Source organism: Hyalangium sp., from assembly GCF_045802625.1.
Taxonomy (GTDB): domain Bacteria; phylum Myxococcota; class Myxococcia; order Myxococcales; family Myxococcaceae; genus Hyalangium.
Genome location: NZ_JBJMQP010000030.1, coordinates 1 through 12,950, shown reverse-complemented (window position 1 = coordinate 12,950; position 12,950 = coordinate 1). Strand labels below are relative to the sequence as shown.

Annotated in this window: 11 protein-coding genes and 1 pseudogene; 9 read left to right on the top strand and 3 right to left on the bottom strand. The window is 67.7% G+C overall.

All coding sequences use genetic code 11. The features are described 5' to 3' along the window. The first annotated feature begins 716 nt into the window (after positions 1-716). The 3 genes from ACJ8AT_RS05210 (at position 717) to ACJ8AT_RS05200 (ending at position 4,377) form a co-directional block, all read left to right on the top strand. The gene (locus ACJ8AT_RS05210) at positions 717-1,538 is read left to right on the top strand and encodes a DUF2381 family protein (protein ID WP_407736461.1); all 822 of its coding nucleotides are present in this window, start codon (positions 717-719) and stop codon (positions 1,536-1,538) included. Then, on the top strand, positions 1,535-3,400 hold the full coding sequence (locus ACJ8AT_RS05205) for a serine/threonine protein kinase (protein WP_407736460.1): 1,866 nt from the start codon (positions 1,535-1,537) through the stop codon (positions 3,398-3,400). The genes ACJ8AT_RS05210 and ACJ8AT_RS05205 overlap by 4 nt, the downstream gene beginning before the upstream one ends. Before the next feature lie 620 nt (positions 3,401-4,020). Continuing rightward, positions 4,021-4,377, top strand: coding sequence for a hypothetical protein (locus ACJ8AT_RS05200; protein ID WP_407736458.1), 357 nt, complete (start codon positions 4,021-4,023; stop codon positions 4,375-4,377). Between the two features lies 1 nt (position 4,378). Here the strand turns inward: ACJ8AT_RS05200 and ACJ8AT_RS05195 are convergent, their stop codons facing one another. Beyond that, on the bottom strand, positions 4,379-4,849 hold the full coding sequence (locus tag ACJ8AT_RS05195) for a hypothetical protein (protein WP_407736457.1): 471 nt from the start codon (positions 4,847-4,849) through the stop codon (positions 4,379-4,381). Positions 4,850-5,142: 293 nt separating this feature from the next. On the opposite strand from ACJ8AT_RS05195, the gene ACJ8AT_RS05190 reads away from it, so the two are divergent. The 5 genes from ACJ8AT_RS05190 (at position 5,143) to ACJ8AT_RS05170 (ending at position 11,578) form a co-directional block, all read left to right on the top strand. After that, positions 5,143-5,724 carry an OB-fold protein gene (locus ACJ8AT_RS05190; protein WP_407736456.1) on the top strand — a complete coding sequence of 194 codons (582 nt, stop codon included), beginning with the start codon at positions 5,143-5,145 and terminating at the stop codon, positions 5,722-5,724. 1,869 nt (positions 5,725-7,593) lie between these two features. Then, entirely contained in the window at positions 7,594-8,781 is a 1,188-nt protein-coding gene (locus ACJ8AT_RS05185; protein WP_407736455.1) for a serine/threonine-protein kinase, read from the top strand. Between the two features lie 219 nt (positions 8,782-9,000). Then, positions 9,001-9,492: a helix-turn-helix transcriptional regulator gene (locus ACJ8AT_RS05180; protein WP_407736453.1), complete on the top strand. Its 492-nt coding sequence runs from the start codon at positions 9,001-9,003 to the stop codon at positions 9,490-9,492. Between the two features lie 281 nt (positions 9,493-9,773). Further along, on the top strand, positions 9,774-10,016 hold the full coding sequence (locus tag ACJ8AT_RS05175) for a hypothetical protein (RefSeq protein ID WP_407736451.1): 243 nt from the start codon (positions 9,774-9,776) through the stop codon (positions 10,014-10,016). Between the two features lie 716 nt (positions 10,017-10,732). After that, positions 10,733-11,578 (top strand): class I SAM-dependent methyltransferase, encoded by an 846-nt coding sequence (locus ACJ8AT_RS05170; RefSeq protein WP_407736449.1) that lies wholly within the window; start codon positions 10,733-10,735, stop codon positions 11,576-11,578. A 266-nt stretch (positions 11,579-11,844) separates the two neighbouring features. Here the strand turns inward: ACJ8AT_RS05170 and ACJ8AT_RS05165 are convergent, their stop codons facing one another. Beyond that, complete coding sequence (locus ACJ8AT_RS05165; RefSeq protein WP_407736448.1) at positions 11,845-12,129, bottom strand: hypothetical protein; 285 nt, start codon at positions 12,127-12,129, stop codon at positions 11,845-11,847. Then, entirely contained in the window at positions 12,126-12,509 is a 384-nt protein-coding gene (locus ACJ8AT_RS05160; RefSeq protein ID WP_407736447.1) for an ATP-binding protein, read from the bottom strand. Before ACJ8AT_RS05160 ends, ACJ8AT_RS05165 begins: the two co-directional genes overlap by 4 nt. 93 nt (positions 12,510-12,602) lie before the next feature. On the opposite strand from ACJ8AT_RS05160, the pseudogene ACJ8AT_RS05155 reads away from it, so the two are divergent. Beyond that, positions 12,603-12,950: pseudogene (locus tag ACJ8AT_RS05155) on the top strand (hypothetical protein); the annotation flags it as partial.

Below are 12,950 nucleotides of genomic sequence, written 5' to 3'. Positions count from 1 at the left end.
CAGAGCGCCGCACTCTGCGTCTCCATCGCCAGGTACCGCCGCGAGTTTGAGCGCGCTCGCCAGGCGCGTCTGGGCGACCCCCCATTCTGAATGCGGGCGCTCCATTCCCCCGGTGCCCCGCAACCAGCTCGCGCCGAGAAGATCGTCCGAGAAGCCCGCAGCCCGCGCCCCAGCGACTGCGGGCTTCTTCGTTTCGGGATCAAGCGATCTCCGTCGCCGCGATCGCTACGCCGCGCTTCCTGAGGATCGTCTCCAACCAGCCAAGAGAGCGCGCCAGCGGGAGCACCGCGCGAACGGCTCCCAGGGACTCTAAAACCGCGCTGCGGCGCCGTGGGGCGCCCCTTTCCCGGGGCCGTGCCTCCCGAACGCATGGCGACCCCTTAGCGCGCGCCAAAACGCCAACGCCAGGGACAGCGCCGCCGGAGGTACGGCAGGAATCCGCGCCAGGAGCCCCACGGCGCGAGCAGGCAGGCGTGTAGATCCGCCGAACGCGCCTAGCTTGGGGGCAGCCGAGCGCGGTCAGCCGACCACGGGCCAGCGCTCGCAGGCGCGGGAGGAAGTCGCGGGCGCGTTGCCTTGGCCTGGCTGGCGCCAGGCACTCCCCCACGCGCGACCCATCCGGGCCAGAGGAGTGCCCACAACGCCCGAGCGGCGTCTGCTAGGGTGCCTACCTTGGAGGTCATCAACTCTTGTTCTCACCCGCGCCCCTGGCTCTTGTGCTCCTTCTGCTCGGCGGAACACTGGCCCAAGCCCAACCGGCGCCCACGCGCGAGCCGCGCCGCCGCTCCTTCACCCTGACAGGCTCGCCCCTAGAGGCACGCATCGCCCAGGGATTCCGCACGTCGATCGTGTTTGGTGTCCCTATCCAGGGTGAGGCCGTCGAGGTGGACACGAGCCAGATCAAGATCGTGGACACGGGCAAGGTCTCGATCATCATCGAGCCCTTGAGCGAACCGCGCCCCGGTGAACGCTGGACGCTGCGCGTCCCGTTGGCGGATGGGAAGGCGCCCGCGTTGGCCGAGTTCGCGCTAGTGGCGCACCCTTCCGAGGTAGACACGGACATCAACGTTTCTCGGCCCAAGGAACCGGAGACAGCTTGTCAGACGGCCTGCGCGCCATGCGCCGCCCTGAGTCCGGCAGACGCCGTTACAAGCGGCTTCTTTAATGACGATGGAATCCAGACCGGGAAGGTTCTTACCGTGCCCTCCACTGCGGGCGGCTTTGAGTTCCATCCCGGTGTGACCTACCGCGCGGCAAATTGGGTGCTGGTGGATGTGGAGATCATCCCCCCGCCCGAACACTCCACATGGAGGCCGACCGGCGCCACGTTGACGAGCAAGACCGGAGAGGCGCGCGTGCGGGCGGTGAAGGTGCAACCGGGCAACAAGCCAGGGCGTGTGCGGGTACTCGTGGAAGCGGACGTGCCGCCCCCAGGCGCAGGGCTTCGATTCGCCTTGAACCTTCACGGTCCCGAGGGGGCGCCTTCCTTCTCGATTCCTTCGGTGATCCTTCCGCCAGCAAAGGAGCACAAGCCATGATCGGAGCGGTGGAGCTTGAGCCCGGAACGCTCGTTGACGGGTGGCAGATCATCCGGGCCGTGAAGACGGGCGGCTTTGGTGCCGTTCACCACGCCGAGCAGCACGGCAAGCCTTTCGCGATCAAGGTCGCCGTGCACCGAGAGCAGAGCGGCGACACCGGCAGGACGCACGCACGCGCGCTGCGCGAGGTGGCGATCCTGTTGACCCTGGATCATCCCCACATCATCAAGCCGCGCGGCTTCGGATACTTGCCCGATGGGCGCGTCTATTGCGTCCTGGAGTACGTAGACGGCTGGACGCTGGGAGAATGGCTAGAGCGCACGCACCCAACGTTCCGGGAAATCGCTCGCGTGTTCGCCAAGATCGCCGGAGCCGTCGCGTACATGCACGGGCGCGGAGTGCTTCACCGAGACTTGAAGTTGTCCAACGTGATGATCCGCAAGAACGGCGAGCCGGTGATCATCGATCTGGGCTGCGCCACCTACGCGAACGCCGAGGAATTGACGACAACACCGCTGCCACCTGGAACCGAGCGTTACCGCGCGCCCGAGGCGCAAGAGTTCTTCTACAAGCAGGGCCGCAAGCGAGGGGCGCGCTATGCGTTCAAGGTGACGGATGAACTCTACGCCGTGGGCGTGATGCTCCACGAGCTACTAACGGATCCGTTGCCCACCAAGGACAAGGCCCGGAACGCGCTCGCGGATGCCGCGTTAGACTTGCCCCCGCCCCGAGAGGTGAACCCGCGAGTCCCTCAAGCCTTGAGCGCTCTGGTGGAGGGCTTGTTAGCGCGCGCGCCCGCACTACGGCCCGAGAGCTTCGAGGCACTGCGGCGCGAGTTGGCGGAACTGGCCGACCACCCCGGGCCGGAATACGCGGCGCAAGCACACCCGCCCTCGGTGCAGCGCGCGCCCGGCGAAGGCGGGCAGGCTGCCGGAGTGGCGACGCGTAGGGGCTGGCGCAGGGTTCTGGCACTGGCGGACAGGCACGCCTCCCGCGTGCGTGGCCGACTCCAGCCGCGCGCGTTGGCGGGCATGGTGGCTGCTTCACGCCAGCACTGGCGCAAGCCTCTGGCGCTGGCGGGCATGGTGGCTGCCGTCGTGCTGGCTGCCGGTGCGGCTGCATGGCTGACGCGAGAGCGCCCCGCCCCCGCGTTGCCCTCCATGCCGAGAGAGGCGACCGCGCCAACCGTCCCGCCCGCTGGCCCGCTTCCCGCTATGAAGTCCGCGCCCGTGCCCGCGCCCCCGCAGGACTCAGCCCCCGCCGTGTCTGCCACCGCACCCAAGGAAGGATCTCCCGTGAAGCCCACGCCACCCGATGATCTCAAGTCCCCCCATGCCGCACGCGCGCCGAAAGCAGCCCCCGCCCCGACTGATCCGGGCTTCCCGGCATGGTGCAAGGCCCTGCCGATAGCGGTTGCCATGGCTACCAACGGATGCGCGTCCATCCGTATGAAGGCCGAGCCGTTCGAGTGTTCGCCCGGCGCGGTCGAATCCATGGAAAGGCTCGGCTGGGATCCCGACCGTGAGCATTTCACTTTCAAGCTCGACGAGAGATGCCCAGACCGTGGCGGGTGCGAGTTCACGCTAGGCGGCCCGATTACCGGCGTCGTTGAAGAAGGCACGCGCCAGCCTAAAGCCCCCCCTGGCACCCTGTTCTACGGGCGGATCTACGTCACCGATGAGGAGAACGGTGCGCCGGTCGAGATCAGAGCCATCTACGATCACGTAGAACTGCCCGGCAAAGCCAAAGTGCCGGTGTGCGTTGTCTCCGGGCCTCACGGCGTCACGAAGGGAGCCAAGGACGGCACTGCAATCGCTTCAAGCAGCAGCAACGGGAGAACCGTGAGAAGCTGGGCGCCCTGAAGGGGTAGTCGTAGTTACAGCGTCCCGGATCGGGCCGTGGAGCGCGTCGGACAGCTCTAGCTCGGCCCGAGTGCTGTGCGCGCGTCGGACAACTCCAGCTCAGCCCGGGTGCGGCGCGTCGGACAGCTCCAGTTCGGGCCAGTGAGCGCCACCTCGAAGCGCTCCAGCTTGGCCCGGGTGCTGCGCCTCGGACAGCTCCAACTCGGCCCGGGTGCGGCGCCTCGGAGCGCTCCAGCTCGGGCCAGTGGGCGCCCCTCGGAGCGCTCCAGCTCGGCCCCGGTGCTGCGGTCGGACAGCTCCAGCTCGGCCCGATGCTGCGCGTCTGGGACAGCCCCAGCTCGGCCCGTGGGCGCCCCTCGAAGCGCTCCAGCTCGGCCCGGGTGCCGCGCGTCGGACAGCTCCAACTCGGCCCGTGAGCGCCTCCTCGAAGCGCTCCAGCTCGGCCCGGTGCCGCGCGTCGGATAGCTCCAGCTCGGCCCCGGTGCTGCGCGCCTCGGACGGCTCCAGCTCGGGCCGGTGGACGCCACCTCGAAGCGCTCCAGCTCGGTCCGGGTGCTGCGCCTCGGACAGCTCCAGCTCGGCCCCGGTGCTGCGCCCTCGGACAGCTCCAGCTCGGGCCAGTGAGCGCCTCCTCGAAGCGCTCCAGCTCGGCCCCGGTGCTGCGCGTCGGACAGCTCCAGTTCGGCCCAGTGCTGCGCACGTCGGACAGCCCCAGCTCGGCCCGTGGGCGCCCCTCGGAGCGCTCCAGCTCGGGCCAGTGGGCACCCTCGGAGCGCTCCAGCTCGGCCCGGGTACTGCGCCTCGGACAGCTCCAGCTCGGCCCGGTGCTGCGCGTCGGACAGCTCCAGTTCGGGCCGGTGGGCGCCACTCGAACAGCACCGGGTGCCGCGTGCGTCCAGGCGTCCCAGCTCGGCCCGGTGCTGCGAGTCGGACAGCTCCAGCTCGGCCCCGCTGGAGCACCCGCCGATCAGCGCTAGGTTAAAGCTGTGCTGACGCGATGACTTCGATCTCCGTGAACTCGATCTTCGCTTTGCTGGCGCGCCCCTGGATCGTTCCGCTCGTGAGGGAGCCGTCAGAGGTCGAGAACTTCATTTCAGCGCCTGGGGCTAGCGTTCCCTTGAAGGTGAGCGGAGAGGAGCCAAGTTCTTCCCCCTTGTCAGTCAGCCAGACGATCCGCCCCTTGCCCAGCTTCACGGGCACAGCCGACCGATTGGTCACCTTGACGCCGATAAGCTGGCGATAGTCGTTGATGATCCCCTTGTCGAAGTAGGCCAGATCGCTTGTTTCCAAGAACCGCCCGGGGGCCGTCAGTACCTCGGTCTTCCGCTGCTCGAACAAAACACGGTCGGCCCGCGCGCGTTCTTCGGCCATCTTGCGCGCCTTCTCTGCCTCCGATTCACAGCCCGCGATCAGCAACAGCAACGGAAGGACGAACACCGCTCGTTTCAAGGCTCTTGCTCCTGAAGTGGTTTGAGCCCACGCCGATTAGCGCTCACCCCCTCGGCTGTGGGCCTGCGGCATATACCACGATCTTGGAATGGCCTGCGAGAGGCCCATGGACAGATCCCACGTCGGACAATGGCAGATCGGCTCGGGGAATCGCTCGTAGCAAGGGGTCAGATGCACCCCGGATCCGTCCTCCTTGCGGCTCAACACTCGAAGGACCTAAAACGCCCGGGCCATGTCCCGAGCGCGAAGTCTTGTCCGTGCCGGGGCTGGCCCACCTTCAAGGGAGATCCGGAATGGCGCTGGTTAAGTGCAAGCAGTGCGGGAACGAAGTGGCCACGAATGCGGCAGCCTGCCCGAAGTGCGGCGCCCCTGTGCCCAAGGGCATGTCGGTCACCAAGGTTTTGCTCTTCGTCTTTGGCGGCCTGTTCTCACTCTGCTTCTTGGGAACCTGCATCACGGGCATGGGCGCCGCGATGAGGGCGAAGGGCGGGGGCTCGGCGTCGGCAGCTCAGGGAAGCGGGAGCGCGACAACAGCCGTGGCGGCTCAGAAGGAGGCAGCCCAGAAGGTGGAGATCCGAACGCTGCTGCGTGAGTACGCTGACAACGAGGTGCGCGCGGATTCCAACTTTAAGGACCACATGATCCAGACGGTGGGAATCGTTGGGGACGTCAAGAAGGACATCACTAACTCTATCTACGTCACGCTTGGCACTGGGAAGGAGTTCGAGATCCCGCAGGTGCAGTGCTTCTTCGACGATGCCCAAGCTCAGAAGGCCGCGACTCTTTCCAAGGGCGCAAAGGTCGGTGTGCGTGGGCGCGTGAGTGGGCTGATGATGAACGTCCTTGTCAAGGACTGCGAGTTCATCGACCTGTAGGCCCTCGGGCGCTGCGGCGCTGTTGGTCGGCACGCGCGGCGCCCATAGTCCGCTCGGCCCCGGTGGTTCGCGCGCAGTTCGGCCCCGGTGCCGCGCGCGTCCAGGCGCACCAGCTCGGCCCGGTGCGCGCGCGTCGGACAGCTCCAGCTCGGGCCAGTGGGCGCCCCCTCGCAGCACTCCAGCTCGGCCCCGGTGCTGCGCCTCGGACAGCTCCAGCTCGGCCCCGGTGCCGCGCACGTCCAGGAGCCCAGCTCGGCCCGTGGGCGCCCCTCGAAGTGCTCCTGCTCGGCCCGGTGCTGCGCGCCTGGGACAGCTCCAGCTCGGGACAGTTCCAGCTCGGCCCGGGTGCCGCGCGCGTCCAGGCTCGCTAGCTCGGCCCGGTGCTGCGCCTCGGACAGCTCCAGCTCGGCCTGGGTGCCGCACACGTGGGACGGCTCCAGCTCGGCCCGAGTGCCGCGCGCCAGGACGGCAGCCATCGTCGCCGCGTCCGGCTCAGCCCGGTGGCGCGCGCCTTGGACAGCTCCAGCTCGGGCGCCTCGGACAGCTCCAACTCGGCCCGGCTGCTGCGCGGCGGACAGCTCCAGCTCGGCCCCAGTGGCGCGCGGCGGACAGCTCCAGCTCGGCCCTGCGCGCGGCGGACAGCTCCAGCTCGGCCCCGGTGCTGCGCGCGCGGCGGACAGCTCCAGCTCGGCCCGGTGCCGCGTGCGGTGGGTGGCGCCAGGTCGGGCCGGTGCCGCGCGCGGCGGACAGCTCCAGCTCGGCCCGGTGCTGCGCGTGGCGGATAGCTCCAGCTCGGCCCGGTGCTGCACGCGCGGCGGACAGCTCCAGCTCGGCCCGGTGCTGCGCGTTCAGGCACCCAGCTCGGCCCCAGAGCTGCGCGCGTCGATCAGCTCCAGTTCGGCCCCGGTAGCGTGCGTCAGCACGGCGGCCACCGTCGCCGCGTCCAGTTCGGGCCGGTGGCGCGCGCGAAGGACAGCTCCAACTCGGGCCGGTGGAATGCGCCAGGGTGGCAGCCATCGTCGCGCGCAGCTTGGCCCAGAGCGATCCAAGCGCGTGTCAATTCACCTTCTGAATGGGGTGTTCCTTCCCATCGACCAAGAGACGGTACTTGGTTCCGAGCCAGCCTTGCTTGACCTCAACAACCACTGGCTTCTCTGACTCGCCCTGCTTCACTCGCCCGCGTAGTGAGACCGAATTGCCTGCATTACAGGCCGCTTCATCGGCCTTATCGGCACCAATGACGAGACGAAATCTTCCCCCGAGCCCAGTTGCATTCGCCTCAACCTCGATGCGCACACCGTAGTAATCCGCGATCAGCCGGTCGCCTAAGCCGGGGAAGGTAATTCCGTTCAGAGGGGACCGACTGCCAAGGCGCTATCCGTCCTGAGCGCCACGAACTTCGCACTGCGGCACCCTCGCCAGCCTTGGTACCAGAGGACGCGCAGTGCCTCCCTCTGAACGAATTTAGTTTCCCTGGCTTAGTAGTCCCATGGGTTCCCCTCTCGGTCATTCAATCTCACGCCAATATACTGCGCGCAGCTCAAGAACGATGGATCGCGCATCCAGGTACCCAAGGCTCGGTCCCGGTGGCGCGTGCGTTCGTGGCCCCCAGCTCGGCCCAGTGCCGCGCGCGTCGCACAGCTCCAGCTCGGTCCGGGTGCTGCGCGTCGCACAGTTCCAGCTCGGCCCCGCTAGGCATGGGCTCTCCGAGCGGGGACGGGTGCATTTCTGCGGCAAAGGTGAAAAATCGCCGTTTTTTGAGGGAATTTGCCCAACCTGTCCCGTCGTTCACCCTGCCCCCATGTGCCGGGTAGTGTCTCCCTCTGTCGCGCGGCGCCTCGCTCGCGCGCCTCTAGGAGCTTGCATCCCATGGCCACCGCGAAAGGCCCCCAGAAACCCGAGGTGGTGATCCTCTTCACCCTCGGAGATTTCTCCTATGCGTTCGTGCGAGAGCTGGAGACGACGAACCACGGGGAAACCGTGCTCCTCCTTCAGCAGCGCTCCCGGCTCGGTCCCGAGGGAAACTACCTCGCACGAAGTCTGCCGCCCTCCTCGCCCAAGCACGATCCCGAAGCTCTCGCCAAGATCCGCGCGCGGCTGGAGGAGGAAGCGCGGCTAGCCGTCTATCTGGATCATCCCAACATCGCCCGCGTGTTGGGGCGCACCGTGGCCCAAGGCGTTCTCTACGTCCTCACCGAGCGCGTCTCAGGCACGCGGCTGGACACCTACGTGACTGCCGCGATGATGCGTGGGGTGTGCCTGTCGGCAGGCTTCGCGCTCCACGTGGGCGCCGAGGTGGCGAGCGCTCTACACCACGCGCACACGCGCACAGACGAGCAGGGCCGCCCCTTGGGCATCATCCATCGCGACGTGAACCCCGCCCGCATCTACCTGCGGTGGGACGGCTCGGTGAGGCTCACGGATTTTGCGCTCGCCCGCTCGCTGCTCCCGGGCCGGGTGGCTACCTCGGTCCCACGCCCGCAGGGGGATGCCTACTACGGCGCCCCCGAAGCGCTTCTAGGCGAGCCGATGGACCCGCGCTCGGACCTGTTCGCGCTCGGCTTGGTGATGCTGGAGCTTGTCACGTCACGGGGGCTCTACAGCACTACCACCCTGCGCGCCTCTGACTTGGAGGCAGCGTTGACGCCAGCGGTGCGCGCTCAAGTTCTTGCCGCTCACACCACGGCCACGGTTGCGGAACTGCCCGAGCAAGTAGACGACTACATCCTGCGGGCCGCCACGTACACGGCACAGGAGGTGGACGAACTCACGGCAGACGTTTTCCCCCCGCTGCGCTCCATCCTCCGGAAGCTGCTCCAGCGGCGCCCGGAGGACCGCTACCCGTCGGCTGCTGCCTTGGAGGCGGATCTACGCCAAGCACTGGCGGCGTTGGGGGCTCCCTACGGCCCCGCCGAAGCTGTCGCGGAAGTCCGCCGCGTGACGGCGCAGGCCCGCATGCACAAGGACGTGGGCGGCCCCACGGCGCAGGACTCCGAGGCCACCACGCGCAAGCTGTCGGCTGATCACATCACCACCGCGCCGGGTAGCTCTGCGTAGCGCTCGGCCTCTTGCCTCAGCACTCAGCCCCGCAGCCCCGTGTCGGCGTCGCGCCGAGAGGGGATCGGCTTGCCTCTGACTTGGAGGGGGGACAAGCCGATCCGCTCGAAGCGCGCACCACCGGCCCCGGTGAGCTGACCGGCTTCCTCTCTCCTGTTCCTGTCATGCGCTGACCGGCTCGGGTTCGCCCGTGCTGGCGTAGCGCGCGAGGTTCCCGCGATGAAAGGCCACCTCAAACCACGGGCCGCAAAGAGCCCCTCTCGGGCAACGGCTCGAAAGAGCCCCTCTCGGGCAACGCCCCGCAGGAGGCGCCCCCTTCTTCCGGAGGATGCGAAGCGCCGAGAGCAACGCCTCGCGGCGACCCTCGGAAGGGCTGTGCGGGCGGCCCGGATGCGCGCGGGGCTGACTCAGGTAGAAGTTGCCGAGAGCATCGGCACGGCAACAGAGGTCTACGGGCGGCTAGAGCGCGGGAAGATGCTTCCCAGCGTGCCCACGCTGTTCCGGCTGTGCGTGGCCTTGCGAAGTGGCCCGCACGAGCTGATGGGCTTCGCACCCGTGGGCAGTCTGCCGGAAGCGGCACGGCCCGAAGTGCCTCCCGAGCTGGCGCACACGCCGGAAATGCGGCGCCTGCTGCGCCTGCTGGGACGCCTCCAAGGGTTACAGCTCAAGCTGATCCTGCGGCTTGTCGTGGCTCTGGTAACGGAGCAGTAGACGCACCCAGTTCGGTCCAGGTGGGACTGCACCGACAGCGCGGCGCCCATCGTCGAGGCTCCCCAACTCGGCCCAGAGCACCAGCGTTTTCTTTGGCGGAGTTGCTCACGGGGGTGTTACGTCCTCACTAGGTCAGCTGACCTGCGGACTACCTCATACGTCAGCGCCCGTGGAGCCACATGCCCGAAACTATTCTTCGCTGCGTTGTACGTGCACCGAATCGCCGAACGGTCACGGTCTTCGTTATCCCCCCCTGTGCCCCTGCCGAGGTGGACGCCGTATTGAAGAAGGCGAGCGCACGTATCCCGGGCACCACTGTTCTCCCGGCTGGGCTCGCCAAGCACGCCGAAGTCGGGGACGACGGGAACAAGTATCTTTTCGGGACCGGCGGAGTTCTGCGTTTCTTGGAGCCTCAGTCGTACGAGCAACTGGAGGCCATCGTGAGATTGGTAGCCGATACCTTCATCGCAGATCGCTTCGATGTGGTTGAACCGCTTGAGGTCGTCCGCGAACCGGGTAATTGACCCTACGCGGTATTTCTCCTCGTGCCCCTGCGCAGCCGAGCCAACCTGCACAGCTGCGGCCTCCGTCATGTTGCACGTATGTCGCAGGAGCCTGCGGAACGTACTGGGACAGGACGGGACGAGACGGGACGCGGCGGGATATCGACTCCGAATCATTCCGGGCAGTTGCAAGCTAAGGGCGCGATTCTGCTAGAGGTTTCGCACCGCCCGACGTGGGTTCGATTGCCGCCGCTTCCAAGCCGAGCAACCCGCCGCTTTCAACGCGCCGCCCTCTGAGAACGGGGGCGGCGCTTGCGTTTAGGGACCAAATCGGTTCTTGGCGGACCAAATTTGGACCAAATCCAGAGCGCATAGGAAGGATGGAAGAGCTGTTGAGGGGTGGCGGGTAGGAGCGAAGGGGCTGAGGAGGGCTGCTGACAGGTGGCGCCTGAGCCGTGCGCCTGGGGGGTGGACAGGTTGGCGCAGCCACCTTGGGGTACACGCCAGCCCAGGCTGCCCTGCCTTCAGGTGCGCGGCAGGGGCTTGGCTCTCTTGGCTGGGGCGGCTTGAGCCTCAACATCCCGCGGCCTGGGGGCCCTCGCGCCGGGACCCGCCTGGCACCTGCCGTGGGCAAGCCCAGGTGCTCTAGAATCGCTCTCACCCCTGCCGCCTCCTTCACGTACGCCAACTGTGAGGTCTCGTAGCCCAGCCTGCCGCTGCATTACAATCCGCGGCCCATGAATGCCGTCGCCGACACCGCGTTTCTCGCCGCCGGGTTTCGCGCCCGGGAGTCGTCGCGGCCCGATGCGTTGTTCCACGACCCTCTCGCCGCCCGCCTGGCCGGCGAGACGGGACGGGCCATGGTCGAGAAGGTCGCCCACCTGGGCGAGGCGGCGGGCTGGAGCACCGTGCTGCGAACGGTGCTCATCGACCGCTTCATCGAAGAGGCCGTCGCGCAGGGCACCCAGACCCTCATCAATCTCGGTGCGGGGCTGGACACCCGTCCCTACCGAATGGCCGTGCCGCCGTCGCTCGCCTGGGTGGAAGTCGACCAGGCGCCTGTCATCGCTCACAAGAGCGAGGTCTTGGCGAACGAAACGCCGCGGTGTCGGCTCGAACGGGTCCCGCTCGATCTCCTCGACACGGCGTCGCGGAGGCAGCTCCTGTCGCGCGTGTCCAAGGGCCCCTCGCCCGGCATGGTCCTCGCCGAGGGCCTGTTGCCGTACCTCACGGAGAACGACGTCGTCGGCTTGCTCGACGACCTGCGGGACCACGAGGCGTTTCAGGGCCTCATCGTCGACTACTTCGCGCCGGAGGTGATGCGCGCGCGGAACGCAATGCCGGGAAGGATGCGCGTCACGGCTGCTGCGATGAAATTCGCCCCGGACGACTGGCAGGGTTTCTTCGCGGCGCATGGGTGGAAGGTGAAGGAGATGCGCGATCTTGCCGCGGAGGGGGACCGCCGCGGAAGGCCCTACGTCATCCCAGAGGCAATGCGCGCCATGTTACAACAGGGCAAGGACATCCCGCAGCGACAGCCGCCGGGCATGTTCGCCGCCTACGCTCTGATGGAGCGGGCCTGAGCCTCTTCCGGCGCATTCTCTGGAGCACGGTCAGCCCTGGGGCGCGGAGGGCCGTGGGGTTCGTCGCCTGGAACTCGCGTGCCGACGATCCGGGGCTCTCCGCTGGAGACGATCTTGAGGAAGCGCGGCGTAGCGATCGCGGCGACGGAGATCGCCTGAGCCCGAAACGGAGAAGCCCGCAGTCGCTGGGGCGCGGGCTGCGGGCTTCTCGAACGATCTTCGCGGCGCGGGCTGGTTGCGGGAGCGGGGGAATGAAGCGCCCGCGCTCAGAAGGGGCGGTCTGGCAGGCGCGCCAGCCGAGCGCGCTCAAACTCGCGGCGGTACCTGGCGATGGAGGCGCTGAGCCCGGTGATTTGCGTCACGATGGCGTCCGCGATCCAGCCGGAGCCATTGAGCTGGAGGGGCCTGTCGATGCAGAGGTCGTCCTGCAGTTCGGGATAGGCCGTGAGGAGCGCGCGTTGAGCGGCAGCGAGGCTGGTCTCCAAGGCATGCAAGATGGCGAGCTCCGGCGCGGCGAGCAGTGGGTCGGTGGTAGGCAGCAGGTGGCTCATGCGGCGTTCTCGACTTCCTGATCGGAGCGACGGGACTTTCCAGCGATGCGCACGAGCAGGCCCTTGTGGACGAGGCGGTCGGCGATGGCCGAGGCCGCGGCGCTGTTGTGGAAGAGCTTGCCCCAGTCCTTGAAAGGCAGGTTGGTGGTAACGATGGTGGAGGCGCGCTGGTAGCGCTTGTTGAAGACTTGGTAGAGCAGGTCGGCCCCGCGAGCGTCGAAGCTGAGGTAGCCCAGCTCGTCGATGAGAAGCAGGTCGGGCGCCGCCCAGGCGGTGAGCCGCCGGTGGAGGGTGTTCTTCGCCTGTCCGGCGACCAGGTTGGGCTGGCCGAGCTGAGCGGCCGGGCGTCCGAAGCACGCGCGCGGGCTCACGGTGAGCATCGGCTCTCGCTGTCCGGGCGTGCTGCTACGCTCCAGCGGAGAACCGGCGTAGCCTTGACCCGCAGCACCTCGCTTGATTGATAGGACGTCGCCATGCGTTTGCGAACTTGCAGTGCATTCCTGCTTCTGCTCCTGCTCTCAGCCTGCGCAACGATGGATCCGAGCCCGGGAGAGGTAGAGGATCCGAGTCCGAGATTCGCCAACCTTCAGCGGGCGGCGCAGTTCCCCTGGACGGATGACGGGCATTGCGTGGTGCGGGAAGCCTCCAACGAATGGCCGATCCTTGCGGAGCGGTGCTTTCACGCTCTCGATCGGGACAGGGTCAGGTTTCGGGATGTCACCAAAAGATGCGCTGTCGCCTACGCGGATGCAGCCGCTCCCGCAGTCGTGGCCCTCTGTGTCTTCGCGGCACCCGAGATCGTCGTCGGTGCAGTGATTGTT

Coding starts and splice junctions, on each gene's coding strand:
- ACJ8AT_RS05205 (WP_407736460.1), top strand. CDS start 1,535: ATGATCGGAGCGGTGGAGCTTGAGCCCGGAACGCTCGTTGACGGGTGG.
- ACJ8AT_RS05190 (WP_407736456.1), top strand. CDS start 5,143: ATGGCGCTGGTTAAGTGCAAGCAGTGCGGGAACGAAGTGGCCACGAAT.
- ACJ8AT_RS05185 (WP_407736455.1), top strand. CDS start 7,594: ATGGCCACCGCGAAAGGCCCCCAGAAACCCGAGGTGGTGATCCTCTTC.
- ACJ8AT_RS05180 (WP_407736453.1), top strand. CDS start 9,001: ATGAAAGGCCACCTCAAACCACGGGCCGCAAAGAGCCCCTCTCGGGCA.
- ACJ8AT_RS05170 (WP_407736449.1), top strand. CDS start 10,733: ATGAATGCCGTCGCCGACACCGCGTTTCTCGCCGCCGGGTTTCGCGCC.
- ACJ8AT_RS05165 (WP_407736448.1), bottom strand. CDS start 12,129: ATGAGCCACCTGCTGCCTACCACCGACCCACTGCTCGCCGCGCCGGAG.
- ACJ8AT_RS05160 (WP_407736447.1), bottom strand. CDS start 12,509: ATGCTCACCGTGAGCCCGCGCGCGTGCTTCGGACGCCCGGCCGCTCAG.